Genomic DNA, 18009 nt, shown 5'->3' with positions numbered 1-18009 from the left:
TATTTCTACAATATGTTCTAACCTTCGCACCTATTATGCACTTCCATCCGTGCTTTTATGTAAATATTTTCAGGAATATTAAATTTATGCACCAGAATAAAAACCGCTCATAGAAAGCGGTTTTACTCCTGCACGGTCTGAATTCGTTTATATGGCATGCCCGTGCGGAGCACACCTTTTGTTTCGACCCCTCCAAGCCCCTTCTCTCTTGTGAGGGTATTCCGGAGAACGTCCCAAACGTTGATCCTCTCAATAAAAGGGGTAAAACTTATTTTTGCAACAATATAAACAGGATCCAGAGCATGAATATTGACTCTGGAAGGTGAGCTTGCAAAATTAGCTCCAGCCCTGATCAGCGATTCAAAATGGGACTGGCACGCTCCTGCAAAAATCACGAGCTGATCCAAATTGGGAATGCGGCTCCTTGCGTTCATAACCGCCTGCACAAAATGCTTTGAATGCCGGTATGCCTCCAAATCACTCATACTTCCTTTGTGCTTGGAATACGCATCATGGCCGGTAACAACCAAAATATCAGGACGGAATTGGGCGAGCAGGGCTCCCACCTTTTCCGGCATCTCTTTTTCCAGACAGTGGACACCGTGAACGGGAACTCCGATTTTTTCATACAGCGATAAGCACTTCTGAAGATAGACCGGATCTCCATCCATATGAAGAACCTTCCCAGGCACGTGAAAAAAATCCTCCTGATGGCTATAGCTCGCAGTAGCGTAATACTCTCTTTTTTCTTTCAGCAGCTGATAATCCTGCTCTAGCAGGAAAAGAGACTGATCAAGCTTTTCCTTCTGCTGAACATGACGCTGGTTCAGCTCCCGCTGACTGATCGCCACAAGGTCGGAACATGGGGCATCCGCAATCAGCCGGAACTCCTCTCCATAAAGAACCGCAACCGTTTCTCCGCTCTCATCCGCTTTTAAATCAATCACACGAAAGAGCATATCTAAATGATACGATTTACGCGCAACAACGTCCCCTATAGTAAATGACATATCCTCACTCCAAAACAGGAATTTTGGAACACACCTGCAAATCGATCCTTTCTTAGCCTATGTAGGAAAACGCGTTTGGTGAAAAGAAATGCGGAGGGCGCTTGCTTAGGCTTGAAGGACGTGGGCTGCTCGGACGGGAGGCGTCTTTTGCCTTGACCGGGGGAGAGAAGCAGCCAAAAGCCTAACGCCAACAAAGAAAAGCGGAGGGCGCTTGCTCAGGCTTGAAGGACGTGGGCTGCTCGGACGGGAGGCGTCTTTTGCCTTGACCGGGGGAGAAAAGTAGCCAAAAGCCTAACGCCCGGAGCTGGACAACAAAGAAAAGCGGAGGGCGCTTGCTCAGGCTTGAAGGACGTGGGCTGCTCGGACGGGAGGCGTCTTTTGCCTTGACCGGGGGAGAGAATCGGCCGCTTAGGGATGATTTGCTTGTATGGGGGTGTCTGGCTCTCACGCTGGGAAAAGCTAATGCTCCCGCACCGTTTCAATCGAATGTGCCACAAATTTTATAGAAGCAGGTACAAGCCCCTGCTTCTTATCGTTGTTCTAGTTTTTAAGTCTTGGTTGGTGACGTAATATGTATTTACTCTCTGCAGCGACTTTCAGCTTTCGGGTCTCTGTTTTGATAAGATATTTCGTGTTGGAGCACCTTTTAGCCCATTCAGCGGGACATTTAGGGCCTCCTGTGTACGGAACCGCCTGTTTTAGGTGATACTTGAGCGGCTCCGGGGCGCGAATGCGTAAGATATCGACCCAGATTCAATTATATCGACCGGTACTCCTAATAAATCGACCGAAACTTTATTATATCGACCTATTTCACCTATATATCGACCTACTTCACCCATATATCGACTTCTCGACAAATTATGCTACATGCCTTCTCGAAACAGCGCAATGGCGTCGTGTTAATTCCCGTTTTGCTGCTCTGGCACCGCTTTTCCACATAGCATTCACAGTGAGGTCAGCCCTTTTAGCCCATTCAGCGGGGCATTTTGGGCCTCCTGTGTACGGAACCGCCTGTTTTAGGTGATACTTAAGCGGCTCCGGGGTGCGAATGCGTAAGATATCGACCCAGATTCAATTATATCGACCGGTACTCCTAATAAATCGACCGAAATTTTATTATATCGACCTATTCCACCTATATATCGACCTACTTCACCCATATATCGACTTCTCGACAAATTATGCTACATGCCTTCTCGAAACCGCGCAAGGGCATCGTGTTAATTCCCGTTTTGCTGCTCCGGCACCGCTTTTCCATCTAGCGTTCACAGGGGGCCGCATGGAAGACCCCCGCCTTGCTTTTCATAATGCCGGCGGTACACCATTCCCGCTCAAAGGAACCTAAAAAAGACCGGTCCTCAAAAGATTTCACCTCTTTTCAGGCCGGCCGCAGCAATCCTTATTTCGTTTTCAGCAGCGGATAAAGCACATCGGATGCTTTTGCAAATTCCTCGATAGTCAGCGATTCTCCCCGGCGTCTTGGATCGATGCCTGCATCATTCAGCTGCTGCTCCAATTCCTCTTTAATAGCTTTTCCGACAGGATATTGCTGGAGAATGTTGTTCATCAGCGTTTTTCTTCTTTGAGCAAACGAAGCTCTCATCAGTTCGAAGAAGAAATCTTCGTTTTGCATTTCAGCAGCCGGTTTATCCCTCTTCAGCAGACGAATCACAGCGGAGTCTACATTCGGCTGGGGAATGAATACGGTCTTAGGAACCGTCATAACCGTTTTTGCTTCCGTATAATACTGAATCGCAATAGAAAGAGAGCCGTACTCCTTTGTAGAGGCTGTTGCAGCGATCCGGTCGGCAACCTCCTTCTGAAGCATGACCACAATTCCCTTTAGCGGAAGCTGATCTTCGAGAAGCTTCATAATAATCGGTGTCGTCACATAATAAGGAAGGTTGGCTACTACCATCACTTCTTTGCAGTCTTTAAATTCTTCTTCGATTACTTGCCTTACGTTCGCCTTCAGAACGTCTTCGTGAATGATTTTAACATTGGTGCAGGAGGCCAGCGTATCACTAAGGATGGGCAGCAGGCGCTGGTCAATCTCGAAGGCGACTACTTTTTTTGCCCGTTTGGCAAGCTGTTCAGTCAGCGCTCCGATTCCGGGGCCGATTTCAATCACCCCGGTTTCTTCCCCTACCTCTGCATGATCAACGATCCGGTGCAGAACATTTGTATCAATTAAAAAGTTCTGGCCAAGGCTCTTTTTAAAAGAAAATCCGTATTTTTTTAATATCTCTTTTGTGCGTGCCGGAGTGGCGATATCTTTAGTCATGTTTTTCTTCCTCCTGCAGGATCCTGTTCATTGCGTCTTCATAATGGTTTCTGGATATCTGAAACATCTGCAGTCTTTTCAGCAGCTGTTTACCGTTTGTGTAGCCGATTTTTAATTCCGTTCCAAGTTTTTCTCTGCGCACCTTGGCCAACGGATGTCCGATAAGGCCGTATTGAAGGAGGTCTTCCTGGCTCCAGTCAGAAGGGATCTCTGCCATTTCTGCCTTCACTTCTCTCAAGGCTTCTCTAATGGCCTCAGGAGAAGCATGCTCAACCCCAATTCCGCGTCCTTTTTTGGGGCGCGCATCCGCTTTTTCGATGAATGCATGCTTGCAGCCTGGAACTGCTTCAGCCACCGTCTTTCTTATCTTTTCTCCCGGAAAATCGGGATCGGTAAAAATAATAACGCCTCTGCCTGCCTGGGCAAGCCTGACCCGCTCCAGCACATCGTCTCCGATCGCGGATCCATTTGTTTCTATTGTATCTGCAGTGACGGCTCTTTTAATGGCGACTGTATCGTCGCGCCCCTCCACTACAATGATTTCTTTTATTTTCATTTTTTCCTCCAAATCATGAAACTTTCGGAATTCCTGAATCGTCTTATATTCGAAAGTCAATTATCGTTATTATAACGCAACATCCATGTTAAATATAATCCCTCTGTTTTCCCTTCAGCGGTTAAAATCCATAAAAAAGACAGAGGGGATCGTCCCTCTGTCTGTATACATTCAGCGGCTGGAAAACAGGTGAGTATTAATCGAGGATTTTTATTTTCACCCGTTTGCTGCCCCAATTTATAGCTGACGATTGGTCAGGGAAAAAGACATCAATCTTATTCCCGTTGATGGCTGATCCTGTATCTGCCGCTACTGCGTATCCGTAGCCTTCTACATGCACCTTAGTGCCCAGCGGAATAACGCCGGGATCAACAGCAATCACTTTGGCGTTTGGATTTGCCTTTAAGTTCACACCGGTAGCCGTACGGCCTGAACAGCCGCTGCAGCTTGCAGTGTAAGCAGTCGATGTAACATATAATTCTTTTGAAGCGGAATCGTCATTTCTGGATGCGATGGCTTTAGGAGCTGCCGAAGCAGGCTTTGATACGGCAGGTACAGCTTTAGGCGCCTCTTTCTCCTTTGTGCCAATGGCAACGATGCGGTCCGCACTCTTTTTCACAGTTTCCTCTTTGACTAGCTTGCGGGATACTACTTTCCCGTTTTCCTTCACTACTTCAAAGTGGTTTTTCTTAGATCCCTTTTTGCCTTCTTCCACTACTTCTTGCTTCCCGCGTTCCAAATTGCCGTCATTTTTCTTAACGACAGCGAAATCAAGCGGTTCTTCCACTACATCGGTGACTTTTTCTATGCGTTTTACAGTTACTGCATCTTTAGCCTGTAACGTGTCGTCTAATCCTGGCTCAACTTTGTCTAATGAATTGAGAGTAATCTTCTGTTCCTTTAAAAAGTCAGCGACCGTAGTCGAAGTGGTCCAAACCTTTTTCTCTTTGCCGCCTACATTCATGGTCAGCTGGAAAGCCCGGTTGATGGAGAGGGAAAGCTGATTGGTTATCTTCGTCTCTGGTGAAGGGCTGATCTCGTCGTGGCGGGAAGTTTTTATGCCTTCTTCTTTTAGCAATTCGCCTACAGTATCAGCTGTGGTCCACACAGTTTGTTCCTTGCCGTTGTCTTCAAGCGTTACCGGCTGGGCCGCTTCGTAGACAATCTTCATGTTGCTGTCTAATTTTGTGTTCTCCGAATGGGATAGCTCGTCGTGATCGCGCACATCTATATCTAAATCTGCAAATAAATCGCCTACGGTGTCTGCGTGCGTTCTAATCGTCTCCTCATTTCCGTTCACAGAAACAGTTATCGCATCTTTCGTTCCCTCATATGTACCGAAAGCAGTGCCTGTTCCCATTACTAGCAAACTAGTAACGGAGAGGATGAGTTTATTTTTACTCATCTTATCGGAAAACAGCTTTTTCAAGTTTTCTATCACTATGAAAAACGCCTCCTTATCCTCCGAGTGATTATATAGAGTATCACTCCACCTGTCAACCCTCACCACTTTTTTCTAAATTTTCTAGCCGCTGGTCCTATTATGCTTAGAAAATAGTGAAAAAGGAAGAAGAACTTGTCGACAAGGTTATCCTATGCACGCACGGATGAATGTAGAACAATTTTGAATTTGCAGGATAGGGGACAAGCTTCCCCGTCATTTGACAGGGAATGCTGTCAGGAAATGCCGAAACATTTTTTTGCATTTTCCATCGTGTGACGGGCAATTTCCTCATAGGTCATTCCCCTGAGCTCCGCAATCTCCTCGGCCACATATTTTACGTAGCCTGGTTCATTCCGCTTTCCTCTGTACGGGTGAGGAGTCAGGTAAGGACAATCGGTTTCAATTAAGAGCCTGTCGAGCGGAATTTCAGCTGCCACCTCTTTTGGCTTCTTGGCATTTTTAAACGTAACAGGTCCTCCAAATGAGATATAAAAATTAATATCGATGCACTCCTTCGCAACTTCTGCACTTCCTGTGAAACAGTGCATAATTCCGCCAACCTCTTCCGCTTTTTCTTCTTTCAGGATTTGCACAACGTCTGCTGTGGCGTCACGATTATGAATAATAATTGGAAGCTTTACTTCCTTTGCCAAGGCGATTTGTTTTCTGAACACCTCTTTTTGGATATCTTTCGGAGATTTATCCCAATGGTAATCCAAGCCCATTTCGCCGATCGCTACAACCTTTGGATGGGAGGCCAGCTCTTTGATCCAATCCAGATCCTCCTCCTTCATATCAATCGCGTCAACCGGATGCCAGCCGACCGCTGCATAAATAAAGTCATACGTCTCGGTGAGCTCCATTGCTCTAGTGATGGTTTCCGTATCAAAACCCACCACCACAATTTTTTCTACCCCTTCCGCTTTAGCCCTTTCAATGACTTCTTCAAGGTCTTCGTTGAACTGCACGGCGTTCAAATGAGCATGTGTATCGAATAGCATGTTCTATGTACTCCTTTCTAACTTTTGTGTTTTAGAAATACCCTGCGGCAGATGGCCTCCGCGTCTTAATCCCAGGGAAGCCCGGCTGCCTGAAACCAAAACAACTTCTATAGTATATTTGCCTAAAAAGCAAAAAAAGAGGCATTCCACCAAAATGTTACACGTGGAACACCTCCTTCGACAAGTTATGAGCCTGTTATGCCAAATTATTTAATGATTGTGCCGTTGGCCAAAGACTGATCGACTGTTGCGAGGGACAAAACTCCGTCGTGGTCGCCGGCTAAAATCATCCCCTGGGAAAGTTCTCCCCTCAGCTTGACCGGTTTAAGATTCGTAACGCAAATGACTTTTTTGCCAGTCAGGTCCTCAGGAGAGTAGTGCTTCGCAATCCCTGATACAACCTGGCGCTTTTCTGTACCTAAGTCCAGCTGCAGCTTCAGAAGTTTGTCTGCTTTCTTGACAGGTTCGGCATGGACGACCTCCGCTACACGCAGCTCCACTTTAAAAAAGTCATCCACCGTAATTTCAGCAGCTTCTTCGATCTCTTCTTCCGGATCTTCCTGGACAGGAGTGCCTCCGGACATTTGGGATTTGATGTATTCCACCTCTTCAGCCATTTCCAGGCGCGGGAAGATCGGGTCTCCTTTGGCTACTTTTACATCCTTTATATGGCCGAATGTGTTCAGACTGTCCCATTGCTGGAGAGACTTGTCCTGAATTCCGAGCTGCGCAAAGATTTTAGCAGGCGTTTCCGTTAAGAACGGCTGCAAAAGAATTCCGATTCTTCTAAGTGATTCTGCAAGGTGATGCATAACTGAACGAAGGTCATCCATTTTCCCTTCATCTTTAGCTAAAGTCCACGGCTGTGTCTCATCAATATATTTATTCGTACGGCTTACGAGCTGCCAGACAGAAGCAAGGGCAACCGAGAATTCCATCTTTTCCATTGCTTCCTCGTACCGCTCAGCCGCTGTGCGGTTCATTTCCTCAAGCACCCGGTCAAATTCAGTGACAGAGCCCTGATAAGCGGGAATGGAGCCGTCAAAATATTTATCAATCATCGCAACTGTGCGATTCAGCAGATTTCCCAAATCATTCGCCAGGTCATAATTCAATCGTTCAACAAATCCTTCAGGAGTAAATACCCCATCAGAACCGAACGGCACCTCCCTCAGCAAATAGTAGCGGAGTGCATCAAGGCCATAGCGGTCAATAAGAGTAATCGGGTCGACTACGTTTCCTTTTGATTTGGACATCTTCCCATCCTTCATCAGCAGCCAGCCATGGGCGAATACCTTTTTCGGAAGAGGAAGATCAAGAGCCATAAGCATAATAGGCCAGTAAATGGTATGGAACCGGACAATTTCTTTACTCATTAAGTGAACATCCGCCGGCCAATACGCCCGGTATTTTTCATCGTGGTCTGTGCCATAGCCAAGTGCTGTAATGTAGTTGGATAAGGCATCGATCCATACGTAAATCACATGCTTCGGATCCCCCGGCACTTTTACTCCCCAATCAAAGGAAGTTCTGGATACGGCCAGGTCTTCCAGGCCAGGTTTAATGAAATTATTGATCATCTCATTTTTGCGGGATTCAGGCTGAATGAATTCAGGGTTCTCCTCATAATACTTAAGCAGCCGGTCAGCGTATTTTCCTACCTTGAAGAAATAGGACTGCTCTTTAACAAGCTCAACCGGGTGGCCGCTATCCGGGCTTTTCCCGCCGGTGATTTTCCCGTTTTCCATAATAGGATCATCAAGCTGATGGGCCGTGTAATACGTTTCATCGGGGATGGAATACCAGCCTTCATATTCGTCGAGGTAAATGTCCCCTTGATCAAGGAGCTGCTTAAAGATTTTTTCGACTACTTCTTTGTGGCGGTCTTCTGTCGTGCGAATGAAATCGTCATAGGAAATGTCCATCCGCTTCCAGAGGCTTTTGATCCCGTCGACAATCCCATCTACGTATTCCTGAGGAGAGATGCCTTTTTCGGCTGCCTTCTGCTGAATCTTTTGCCCATGCTCATCCGTCCCGGTTAAGTACATGACATCAAATCCGCGCATGCGCTTATATCTTGCCATGGCATCGCCTGCTGTTGTCGTATAGGCATGCCCAATATGTAAATTTCCGCTTGGATAATAAATCGGAGTTGTAATGTAAAACGTCTTCTTGCTCTCCATGATTTCCACTCCTTGCCGTAAATTAGAAGAAATGCTCCCGTCCCAAAGGACGAGAGCATATTTGCTATCTCGCATCTACTCTTTATGATACCATCTTAGCCTTCAATATCAAGAAAATATACCGCTATATGGACAAAAAATTGGGTCACCAGTGGAATTATATGATACTGCTGATCATCCAAATGCTGGATTCTCCAAGGATTATGTTGAATTTTGTCGAAAGGTGTTTATAATTATATTACTAGAAAGCTATCGAATGTATAACATTCCACTGGGTTATTTAAGTTTATTTTCCTATTTTTTAGGGTACTTATTTTATAGTAAATCCTATTAAATAAGGTGTCAGCAGCTATTCACTAAATTGTCTTTAATTATTCAAAACAAAAATATTGACGTAATTTGGAAACACTGTTATGCTTATGAAGCAAATAAATTTTGTCGAATAATGACGAAGTTAAGAGAAAAAAAGCATATATAGCAAAATACGGGAGGAGAACATTCAAATGAAATCTACAGGTATTGTACGTAAGGTTGACGAACTAGGACGCGTGGTGATTCCGATTGAATTGCGCCGTACACTAGGAATTGCAGAAAAAGACGCACTTGAAATTTATGTGGATGATGAAAGAATCATTTTGAAAAAATATAAGCCGAATATGACTTGCCACGTAACGGGTGAAGTTTCCGATGACAACATGACATTGGCTAACGGCAAATTGGTGCTTAGCAAAGAAGGCGCTGAACAGCTGATCCAGGAAATTCAAAATCAATTCCAATCCAAGTAATAAATAAAAAGTCCCTGGTCAGGGACTTTTTATTTGGACAATTTCTCTATTCCTCTTGATGATACTCGTTGTATACCTCTCTTTTCGGCAATCCTCTCTCAACCGCAACTGTTTTGATCGCTTCCTTTGAAGTCATTCCTTTTTCAATATAATGCTCAATGTGGGTATTAAGTCCCAAACCGTTCCACCAGTGATCTTCTTCTACTACTTCCTCCCCTTCAGGCATCCCTTCGACTAGTAAGCAGAACTCTCCGCGTATCTCGTTGGACTGTGCCCATTCCCTTGCTTCCGAAAGCGTCCCCCTGATAAATTCTTCAAATTTCTTAGTAAGCTCCCTGGAAAGCACAGCTTTTCGGTCTCCGAGTATTTCTTCCATTATTGCAAGGGTGTCCTTTAATCGATGCGGGGACTCATAAAATATGACCGTTTCTCTAAGAGACTTCAATTGTTCCAGTTCCTTTTTCTTCTCTTTTTTCTGCCGGTGTAAAAATCCGTAAAAGAAGAAAGGCTGCGGTGATAGACCTGAAGCAATGAGGGCCGTCAGTGCAGCATTCGCTCCAGGAAGCGGAATAACTGTCAGGTTTTCTTCCAGAGCCGCTTCCACCAGCTCACTTCCCGGGTCGGATATTGTAGGCATGCCGGCGTCACTGACGAGAGCAACGGTTTTTCCCTCTTTTACATAATCCAGGATCTTAAATCCGCTGCTTTGCTTATTGTGCTCATGATAGCTGGTCAGCGGTGTGTCGATTTCAAAGTGGCTGCACAGTTTTTTTGTCTGCCTTGTATCCTCTGCAGCAATTAAATCCGCTTCCTTTAAAATCCGAATCGCCCTGAACGTCATATCCTCAAGGTTTCCTATGGGTGTCGGAACGAGATAAAGTACCCCCGCTTCCGGCCTCTCCCTGAAGCTCTGCTGTGTCTGCATCCTCATTCATCCTTTTCCAGATTGGAAGGTGTTCTTCCAGGTATTTTTCTTTGCTTTTTCTTGTCAGCCTCTTAAAAAAGTACTCTTCTCTCATCGCTTCATTTTTCGTTTCGAATCGGGCAGCATACAGCAGCTCGACGGGACGCCGGGCTCTTGTATATTTTGCCCCTTTGCCGTCATTGTGTGTTTTGATCCTTTGTTCAAGATGATTCGTATACCCGCCGTAATAGCTTCCGTCCCTGCACTCCAGTACATAGAAACAATGATTATTCTTCTCCATAAAGGATGGTCCTGACTTCCTTCGTGTATTCATTGCTTTCGTCATACACAAACAGCGGCGGAAGAATCTTCAGGTCGGGCTGTCCATTTTTTATTCCTTCTATTAAAAGGGTGTTCGCTTCCCGGCCTTTCTTTGGATAAACAAATTGAATTCTTTTCGGCTCAATCTTATAATGCTTCATCCATTCCGTGATTTCAAGAAGCCGCCCCGGACGGTGAACAAACGCAACTTTGCCGCCAGGCCTGACAAGCTGGCTGCTGACGCGGACGACATCCTCCAATGTACAGTGGATTTCGTGCCTTGCGATAGCGAGATGTTCGTTTTCATTTTGTTCCCGTTTTTGCGGGGTTTTAAAATAGGGCGGATTGCATGTCACCACATCATACTTCTGGTGTCCAAGGATGGAAGGCATCTCCTTCAGATCACCGTGAATCATTTCGATTTGCCGATCAAGTGAATTGTACCCGACACTCCGTTTTCCCATATCATACAGCCGCTCTTGTATCTCCACTCCGGTTATGCGGGCCTTTGAGCGGGTGCTTAACAGAAGCGGCACCACTGCATTTCCAGTACACAAATCTATGACATTCCCTTTTTGAATCGGCATATAGGCAAATTTTGCAAGAAGTACAGCATCCAATGAAAAAGCAAAAACAGTGGGGCTTTGAATGATGCGGAGATTTTCTGCCAATAAGTAATCCAGTCTTTCATCCCCTATAAGTTCTGGTTTCATTGTTCGATCCTTTCTTTACCTGTCCTTTAAACTGATGCACACTGTGCAAGATCGTATTGCGGTGACTTTTTGTCCAAGATGATAAAAAAAGCCCCCAAAGAAACGGGAGGCTACTTTTTATTGAGGAATGACAAGCAGAACAGACAGTCTCCATCTTTTCTGAGACTTCCATAGTGAACATTGCATATATGAAAACCTTCCTGATACAGCCTGGCAAGATTATCATACCCTTCGCTAATGTCCACGCTGTCTTCTTCAGTGGGAAGATGCTTCCTCTCCGGGTTGGTATGAGGGGCTTCATCTTCTCCAGAAGACAGCTCGAGCCGTCTCCTTAAATTTTGATTTTCCAGAGATAAGGCATGATTCTCTTCGATCAGCTCTGCAATATGCTGCTTTAAGTCACCCAGCTGGTTATATAAGGATCCAATTTGCTCTTCCAAACTGGTCACAGATTCGAAGATTTCTTTTTTCTCCAATCTTTCCACCTCATTCTGTGGATTGCATCGATACGGCGCCTTCCTGCTGAAGCTCTTCCCAGCTGAATTCAACGACTCCATCGCGTTCCTTCAGCTGAACCTGCAGAATCCGCTCCAATATGTTCAATCCGACCACTTTGCCTTTTCCATTCGGGGTGTTAATTATTTCTCCCAGATCCGGAAGCAATTCTTTCGCGGATTCATATTCATCATTTTCATATTTCAGGCAGCACATGAGGCGGCCGCATAATCCGGAAATTTTGGTTGGATTAAGAGAAAGGTTCTGGTCCTTTGCCATCTTAATGCTGACCGGTTCAAAGTCTCCCAAAAACGTGGAACAGCAGAGCATTCTGCCGCACGGGCCGATTCCGCCAAGCATTTTCGCTTCATCCCGGACACCAATCTGGCGCAATTCTATTCTCGTTTTAAAAATAGAGGCTAAATCCTTCACCAATTCGCGGAAGTCTACTCTCCCGTCGGCCGTAAAATAGAAAATGACCTTGTTGCGGTCAAAGGTATATTCCACATCTACCAGCTTCATATCAAGTCCGTGCTCGGCCACTTTTTGCTGGCACGTTTCGTATGCCTGAAGCGCAGCGGTGTGATTTTCTTCCACCAGCATGCGGTCTCTTTGGTCAGCTACGCGCAATACCTTTTTAAGCGGCAGGACAACGTCATGCTCGTCCACTTTTTTATTTGAAACGACAATTTTGCCGAATTCCACTCCTCGAACTGTCTCCACGATGACACAATCGTTCTCATCTATATCAAACCCGTTCGGGTCGAAATAATAAATCTTGCCGGCTTTCTTAAACCGGACCCCTACTACATCATACAAAATTATCCCTCCTGCAACGCTAAAACCAGCTGCTCCATCAAAAGCTGCGGATTCGCATTTGAGTGGAGCCTCCGCTTGGTCTCCAATATGCTCAATACCTTCTCTGTTATACGTTGCTGACCTGTCTGAAGGGCCTCCTGCTTCAAGGATTCCTTCATATCTATATAGATGATTGCATCTTCCATTCCCACCTGAATGGAGAGAAGGTCTTTATATAAAAATAATAATAAATCCAGCCCTTGCGCCTGAAGATCCTTATCTGAAAAAAATGGCATCCATTGAGTATGAATAAAAACAATAGCCTGTTCCTTTCGAACCGTCAAGGCTTCATACAATTTTATCACTAACGCTCTAGCTTCTGCAAACCAATCATTTCGACTTAATTCGCTAGCATCGCCAAGATTATTCGTCATTTGGGCCGCCGCAGCCGCCATATATCCAATTACACCCTCTTTTTCAAGCTCCTGCCGAATAATATAAGAGGGGAGCGGACTGAATGGAAGGACTTGGCATCTTGACTGAATCGTATTTAAAATCGAATGGACTTGCGAAGTTGTAAGCACGGCAATCGTGTCAGCTCCCGGCTCCTCAAGGAACTTCAAGAGGCTGTTGGCTGCATTGGCCGTCATCTTATCCGCATGGGAAATCATATAAAACTTTTTAGATGATTCAAGACCTTTCTTCGAAAACTCTTCCTGCAGGCTCTGAATCTGGTGTTTTTTGATCGAAAGTCCTTCGGGCTCAATCACATGCAGATCCGGGTGATTTCCGGATTCAATTCTTCTGCAGCTGCTGCAATCACCGCAAGGCTCAGCGGTCTCTCGATCCGTGCAGAAAAAACTTTTTGCAAGCAGAAAAGCCGTTTCCTTTTTTCCGGTCCCTTTCTTCCCTTCAAACAAATAAGCATGGGCCAGCCTTTTTTTCCTTATGCTGTTTTCAAGAAGCTTCAGCACTCTTGGCTGATAAGCCTCCAGCTCCTTCCAAGTCCTATTCATAAGCATCACTCGCTATATATATAAATTAACCAGCATCCCCCGGATTTCTCCGACCGTACCGAGGATGTCTATGGAGGTCTTCTCTTTATTTAAAATATCTTCTGTTAAGGCAACAAGTTTTTCGTCAATTTGCTCAACAACCGTAAGCGAACGGCTGTTCCCATGAAAGTCCCAGCCTTTTGATTCCTTCAGCTTCAAGCCGTAATCTACCGCTTCCTGGATAATTTTTTTTACGACGCCTTTTACCTTTGCCAAATCCTGAAAGTTTCTGGACCTTGCAAGCCTGCTTCCCGTTGATTCGAGCTCCTGGATCATCAGGTTCAGCTGCTGAACTTTCATTTGACCCGCTTCTTTTAATACGGCATGACGGAAGCTTCCAGCTGCTGCAGAAGAATCCTGCTGACGCACTTCCCGTTTATCGACTGGTACTCGTATATCCTGGTTAATTTTCATTTTTCCTGCTCCTTAAAATTGGTGGAATTCTTCCACAGGCAAAACAAACACCGTTGCTCCTCCAACCTCCACTTCCACCGGGTAAGGAACGTAGGAATCCGCGTTCCCTCCCATTGGAGACACAGGAGCTACAAGCTGTTCGCGGGACTTACAGCTGTCTTTTATAATCTGAAGAGCCTTCTGGACTCTGATTTCCTCTGTACCGATCATGATGGTCGTATTTCCTGATTTTAAAAAGCCTCCGGAGGTTGCAAGCTTCGTAACTCTGAAATTATGGTCTGTGAGAGATTTAATTAACCGGTTTGTATCCTGATCCTGTACGATGGCGATAACCATTTTCATGCTAAATTCCTCCTTAAGATAGAGACAGTTTTTTTTGAATGAGCGTCCATACGTCCTCAGCTACCTTTTCCGGCGGCTGTTCCGCATTAACGGAAGCGATTCTGTCAGGGTTTTGAGTTTTAATGATCCTGTAACCTTCTTGTACTTTATCGTGAAATTGAAGATTTTCGTTATCCAGCCTGTTTACTTCTCTATTTTCACCCGCATATACCCGCTTAAGACCTGCTTCAGCCGGTATATCAAAATAAATAGTCAGATCCGGCAAAATGTCTTCAATAGCAAACAGGTTAATCGATAGCACTTCATCCATTCCGAGCCCTCTGGCATAGCCTTGATAAGCAAGGGAGCTGTCCAGAAACCGGTCACACAGGACGACTTTTCCTTCTTTTAAAGCGGGCAGCACTTTTTCGACTAAATGCTGTCTCCTGGCGGCCGCATATAGGAGAGCTTCGGTTCGTGGATCCATTTCCGTATTCTCCAGATCTAAAATAACACGGCGGATTTGCTCTGCGATCTTGATGCCCCCTGGTTCCCGGGTAGCTACTGTCATGACTTCCTTTTCAAGGAGCCTTTTATGAATTTCCTTTAATATGGTCGTTTTGCCGGCGCCCTCTGGACCCTCAAATGTAATAAAACAGCCTTTCAATTCCACTCAACCTTTCTTATATACAACTGCCGTTCCCATCTCCCCGCTCCCCTGGAACCGCGCGCCGCTTTTTTTCAGCTGGAGAATCCAGCTAATATGCTGCTCGCTTATTTTTTCCCCTGACAGCACAAGGGGAATGCCGGGAGGATAGGGAATGATGGGTTCTGCTAAGACTCTGCCAGCAGAGACGCTGATATGAACTTCTTCTTTTTCTAAACGTTCCATCTCTCTATATGAAAATGCCAGTTTCGTAAGAGGCAGGACCGGAAATGACACCGGCGTTCTTTTCTCCCCCGCTTTTCCGCCTTGGAGAAATGCATCATGATCCATCATTCGCTCAGGCAAAGACGCATTTCCAAGACCTGCAATCAACAGGAAATTCTGTTCGTCTGCAAGCTCTCCAAAAACTCCAAGCCTTTCAAAGCGATTCTGAAGCTCAAACCCTGAGAGTCCGCAATCAGAAACGAGGGAAAACTTCAATGGATCCGATGCTGCGTTCGGATCAGACGTGCTTACCGCTCTAATTCCCTTTACAGAATGGAAGTACTCCCGGATCTCCCGGGCATTTTCTGCCATTTGCGCCGCACTTCCACTCTCTTTGATATCTTGAAGATAGGCCCTTGCCAAATCAAGTGAAGCCATAATCGGATAGGATGGACTGCTTGTTTGGAGCATCGATAATATTTTTCCTATCCGATCCTTTTCCAGCAAAGAACCGCTAACATGAAGATAAGAGCCCATAGTCATCGCCGGCAAAGTTTTATGAGCTGACTGGACAACAGCGTCTGCACCCATAGCAATAGCTGACTTGGGAAACGGAGCACCGGCTCCAAAGTGGGCGCCGTGCGCCTCATCCACCAGTACCGGAATGCCATAGGAATGAGCAAGACGAATGGTATTTGAAAGATCCGCCGTTACTCCGTAATAATTCGGATTGGTCACAATAAGCGCTTTTGCATGAGGAAAAGCACGTATCGCCTCTGCCATGCTCTCTTCTTCTACATATGAAGGAACATGAAGGACAGAATCTATTTTAGGACTTAAAAAAACCGGGTCTGCTTTTGCCAGCTCCAAAGAATTCATAACGGACTTATGACTGTTTCTTTGCACGAGGACTGTATCCCCTTCCCCGCAGCAGGCAAGAATCATAGCCAAATTGCCTGCGGTAGACCCATTAACAAGGAAATACGTTCTTTCAGCTCCATATAAAGAGGCGGCAAGTTCTTCGGCTTCTCGTATTACACCGCGTGGATCGTGCAGATCATCAAGTCCGGTAAGCTCTGTAACATCCAGCTTCAGCACTTCGTTAAAATAGCAGGCAGCTTCCCTGGAAAACAGCTTCCCATTTTTATGCCCCGGCACATGAAAAGATACCGGATTATTCTGCTGGTGCTTCATAAGAGCTGTAAACAATGGAGTGTTCATAAGCAAGAGGTCCCATCCTTTATAAACGATACTTCCATTATACCAATTTTTACACTACTCTTCAGCAATGATTCCAAGTAATGTCCAATTTGGACAGGACCCTTAACTCTCCTCGATGATTGAATCTCTGCTCACACATGTCACCTTGGTGGTAAGCATTAGGAACACCTTAATAAAAGAAAAAGACCCTTGCAGGTCATTAAGAATACAAAGGCGGCGCTTTCACGCTTCTTAGTTTTTTCACAAAATAATCATACTTTGGTGCATCAGGTTCCGTTGCCACTATTTCTGCCTCACATGCATTGCATACAAAGCTGGTATAGAGATGTATTCCTTCTGGCTTACACACCCCGCAGATAATACATGTTTCGCCATCAGGAACCCCAGTTCTTTTCTCATTCATTTCCTCCACCTCCATACTGCTATTTTGGCCAGCGGCGGCTATTTGTATACAAGTTTCAGAATTTTATATATATCCTCATTTCACCCTCTGCCCTTAATGTATGAGGGCATCCGCCTATCTGTGTATGTCTATAAAAGTTAAACTGGCATTGCTGGGCGAATGGGAATTTTCACGGTAAAGGCTGGGTGGAAGATCGGACGCACTTGATGATGTAGAGCAAGGGGCGGGCGGGGCTTCCGGTAGACCTCAAAGCCGCTGCTGCATGCACAGCGCGCGCTGGGGGAGCAGCTGATTGATGGGGACGGCAGGCTGGACAATGGGGAATTGCGGTTCAGCTTGTGTGTCGGTTTGTGAGAGCGGCTGAAAAGGTACCTGGATTTCAGCTTGCGATAAGGGGCTGTTGCTGAATTGGAGAATCCATTTGATTTTGATGATATAAAAGGAGGATTTTGAGTTCGCGGCTAGCTTTGATAACGGCTGTCAGTGCGGCAACAGGATAAGTCGAGGGTAAAGTACTTTGTAAGCTGGCTGTTTTGGAGGGTATCGGCGGTATTCTTATTATATTGGCCGCAACGGGGCGGATATTGACTTTTCGGGAGGATTCGACAAAGTTGGCCCCCCCGCACCCGGCAGCCGAACTCGAGGAGGCGTTCCCATCATCGGCTAAGGCGGTTTCGGGTATGCGGCTCGCTTCCCTACTGTGATTTCAGGCGTATGGTGGAGGAAGTTGCGAAGTCACCGATAATGCTGCGTTATTCTGTCTAAATTAAATCAAATGACAGATTTAACAAAGGTTTTACGGAGATTTTCTTTTATTGGATAGGGGGAGAATGGCAGATGCCTAGAATTGTAAGAGGCTGAACGATGGGATTCTTCAAGTGAGAAGGGTTATCGTCGGTATTTTCATTATATCGGCTATTATTGAAATATATCGGCCATTTTTCCAATATATCGGCTACTATTTACTTTTATCGACCGAAACAGGGCGGATATCGACTTTTCGGGAGGATTCGACAAAGATGGCATCCCTGGCACCCCCGGCCGCCAGGCTCGAGGAGGCGTTCCCACCATCATCGGCCAAGGCGGTTTCGGGTATGCGGCTCGCCCTCTTCCCTCCCGCCATTCCAGGCGTATCAATCCCCTTCCATCCCACCCAAACCCAAACAAAAAAAGGACCCCCCATTCAAAACGGGCGGATCCTTTTCACTTGTACCTGGCAACATCCTA

18 protein-coding genes and 1 pseudogene are annotated in these 18009 nt (G+C 45.7%); 2 read left to right on the top strand and 17 right to left on the bottom strand.

Annotated features, from left to right (window positions below; genetic code table 11):
- Window positions 1–122: 122 nt before the first annotated feature.
- The 6 genes from yabG to metG all read right to left on the bottom strand — a co-directional run bounded on the left by yabG (window position 123) and on the right by metG (window position 8484).
- Window positions 123–1010, bottom strand: coding sequence for a sporulation peptidase YabG (gene yabG, locus ACQCVE_RS18670; RefSeq protein ID WP_426847125.1), 888 nt, complete (start codon window positions 1008–1010; stop codon window positions 123–125).
- A gap of 1402 nt (window positions 1011–2412) precedes the next feature.
- A complete protein-coding gene (gene rsmA, locus ACQCVE_RS18665; RefSeq protein WP_426863620.1) occupies window positions 2413–3297 on the bottom strand; it encodes a 16S rRNA (adenine(1518)-N(6)/adenine(1519)-N(6))-dimethyltransferase RsmA in 885 nt (294 codons plus the stop codon).
- On the bottom strand, window positions 3290–3853 hold the full coding sequence (rnmV, locus tag ACQCVE_RS18660; protein WP_426847122.1) for a ribonuclease M5: 564 nt from the start codon (window positions 3851–3853) through the stop codon (window positions 3290–3292). The genes rsmA and rnmV overlap by 8 nt, the downstream gene beginning before the upstream one ends.
- A gap of 196 nt (window positions 3854–4049) precedes the next feature.
- Entirely contained in the window at window positions 4050–5282 is a 1233-nt protein-coding gene (locus tag ACQCVE_RS18655; protein ID WP_426847141.1) for a ubiquitin-like domain-containing protein, read from the bottom strand.
- A 248-nt stretch (window positions 5283–5530) separates the two neighbouring features.
- Window positions 5531–6298 carry a TatD family hydrolase gene (locus ACQCVE_RS18650; protein WP_426863619.1) on the bottom strand — a complete coding sequence of 256 codons (768 nt, stop codon included), beginning with the start codon at window positions 6296–6298 and terminating at the stop codon, window positions 5531–5533.
- 206 nt (window positions 6299–6504) lie between these two features.
- Window positions 6505–8484, bottom strand: coding sequence for a methionine--tRNA ligase (gene metG / locus ACQCVE_RS18645; protein WP_426863623.1), 1980 nt, complete (start codon window positions 8482–8484; stop codon window positions 6505–6507).
- A gap of 494 nt (window positions 8485–8978) precedes the next feature.
- Between metG and ACQCVE_RS18640 the strand changes: the two genes are divergently transcribed.
- Window positions 8979–9266 carry an AbrB/MazE/SpoVT family DNA-binding domain-containing protein gene (locus tag ACQCVE_RS18640; protein ID WP_426847139.1) on the top strand — a complete coding sequence of 96 codons (288 nt, stop codon included), beginning with the start codon at window positions 8979–8981 and terminating at the stop codon, window positions 9264–9266.
- A gap of 46 nt (window positions 9267–9312) precedes the next feature.
- Here ACQCVE_RS18640 and rsmI read toward each other — a convergent pair whose 3' ends face one another.
- From rsmI to ACQCVE_RS18585, 11 genes and pseudogenes are all read right to left on the bottom strand, one after another.
- A complete protein-coding gene (gene rsmI / locus ACQCVE_RS18635; RefSeq protein ID WP_426847120.1) occupies window positions 9313–10191 on the bottom strand; it encodes a 16S rRNA (cytidine(1402)-2'-O)-methyltransferase in 879 nt (292 codons plus the stop codon).
- A 31-nt stretch (window positions 10192–10222) separates the two neighbouring features.
- Window positions 10223–10471, bottom strand: a pseudogene (locus tag ACQCVE_RS18630) (GIY-YIG nuclease family protein); the annotation flags it as partial.
- Window positions 10458–11204, bottom strand: a complete 747-nt coding sequence (locus tag ACQCVE_RS18625) for a tRNA1(Val) (adenine(37)-N6)-methyltransferase (protein ID WP_426847119.1) — start codon at window positions 11202–11204, stop codon at window positions 10458–10460. The gene ACQCVE_RS18625 and the pseudogene ACQCVE_RS18630, both read right to left, overlap by 14 nt.
- Before the next feature lie 110 nt (window positions 11205–11314).
- Window positions 11315–11680: a DNA replication initiation control protein YabA gene (gene yabA / locus ACQCVE_RS18620; protein ID WP_426847118.1), complete on the bottom strand. Its 366-nt coding sequence runs from the start codon at window positions 11678–11680 to the stop codon at window positions 11315–11317.
- 10 nt (window positions 11681–11690) lie between these two features.
- A complete protein-coding gene (locus ACQCVE_RS18615) occupies window positions 11691–12518 on the bottom strand; it encodes a PSP1 domain-containing protein (RefSeq protein ID WP_426847117.1) in 828 nt (275 codons plus the stop codon).
- Between the two features lie 2 nt (window positions 12519–12520).
- Window positions 12521–13513, bottom strand: coding sequence for a DNA polymerase III subunit delta' (gene holB, locus ACQCVE_RS18610; RefSeq protein ID WP_426863618.1), 993 nt, complete (start codon window positions 13511–13513; stop codon window positions 12521–12523).
- Window positions 13514–13525: 12 nt separating this feature from the next.
- Window positions 13526–13966 carry a YaaR family protein gene (locus tag ACQCVE_RS18605; RefSeq protein WP_426863617.1) on the bottom strand — a complete coding sequence of 147 codons (441 nt, stop codon included), beginning with the start codon at window positions 13964–13966 and terminating at the stop codon, window positions 13526–13528.
- Window positions 13967–13978: 12 nt separating this feature from the next.
- Entirely contained in the window at window positions 13979–14308 is a 330-nt protein-coding gene (locus ACQCVE_RS18600) for a cyclic-di-AMP receptor (RefSeq protein WP_426847114.1), read from the bottom strand.
- Between the two features lie 13 nt (window positions 14309–14321).
- The gene (gene tmk, locus ACQCVE_RS18595) at window positions 14322–14954 is read right to left on the bottom strand and encodes a dTMP kinase (protein ID WP_426847113.1); all 633 of its coding nucleotides are present in this window, start codon (window positions 14952–14954) and stop codon (window positions 14322–14324) included.
- A gap of 6 nt (window positions 14955–14960) precedes the next feature.
- Window positions 14961–16379: an aminotransferase class I/II-fold pyridoxal phosphate-dependent enzyme gene (locus tag ACQCVE_RS18590; protein WP_426847138.1), complete on the bottom strand. Its 1419-nt coding sequence runs from the start codon at window positions 16377–16379 to the stop codon at window positions 14961–14963.
- 199 nt (window positions 16380–16578) lie between these two features.
- Window positions 16579–16782: a sigma factor G inhibitor Gin gene (locus tag ACQCVE_RS18585; protein ID WP_426863616.1), complete on the bottom strand. Its 204-nt coding sequence runs from the start codon at window positions 16780–16782 to the stop codon at window positions 16579–16581.
- Between the two features lie 878 nt (window positions 16783–17660).
- Here ACQCVE_RS18585 and ACQCVE_RS18580 point away from each other — a divergent pair.
- A partial coding sequence (locus ACQCVE_RS18580) for a hypothetical protein (RefSeq protein ID WP_426863615.1) occupies window positions 17661–18009 on the top strand: 349 nt, incomplete at its 3' end.

This window comes from Metabacillus sp. 113a (assembly GCF_050107635.1).
In the GTDB taxonomy this organism is placed as follows: Bacteria; Bacillota; Bacilli; order Bacillales; family Bacillaceae; genus Metabacillus_B.
The sequence above is the reverse complement of the archived record's forward strand: the minus strand, read 5'-3'. Positions and strand labels throughout refer to the sequence as shown.

Coding starts and splice junctions, on each gene's coding strand:
- yabG (WP_426847125.1), bottom strand. CDS start 1,010: ATGTCATTTACTATAGGGGACGTTGTTGCGCGTAAATCGTATCATTTA.
- rsmA (WP_426863620.1), bottom strand. CDS start 3,297: ATGACTAAAGATATCGCCACTCCGGCACGCACAAAAGAGATATTAAAA.
- rnmV (WP_426847122.1), bottom strand. CDS start 3,853: ATGAAAATAAAAGAAATCATTGTAGTGGAGGGGCGCGACGATACAGTC.
- ACQCVE_RS18650 (WP_426863619.1), bottom strand. CDS start 6,298: ATGCTATTCGATACACATGCTCATTTGAACGCCGTGCAGTTCAACGAA.
- rsmI (WP_426847120.1), bottom strand. CDS start 10,191: ATGCAGACACAGCAGAGCTTCAGGGAGAGGCCGGAAGCGGGGGTACTT.
- ACQCVE_RS18625 (WP_426847119.1), bottom strand. CDS start 11,204: ATGAAACCAGAACTTATAGGGGATGAAAGACTGGATTACTTATTGGCA.
- holB (WP_426863618.1), bottom strand. CDS start 13,513: ATGAATAGGACTTGGAAGGAGCTGGAGGCTTATCAGCCAAGAGTGCTG.
- ACQCVE_RS18605 (WP_426863617.1), bottom strand. CDS start 13,966: ATGAAAATTAACCAGGATATACGAGTACCAGTCGATAAACGGGAAGTG.
- ACQCVE_RS18600 (WP_426847114.1), bottom strand. CDS start 14,308: ATGAAAATGGTTATCGCCATCGTACAGGATCAGGATACAAACCGGTTA.
- ACQCVE_RS18590 (WP_426847138.1), bottom strand. CDS start 16,379: ATGAACACTCCATTGTTTACAGCTCTTATGAAGCACCAGCAGAATAAT.
- ACQCVE_RS18585 (WP_426863616.1), bottom strand. CDS start 16,782: ATGAATGAGAAAAGAACTGGGGTTCCTGATGGCGAAACATGTATTATC.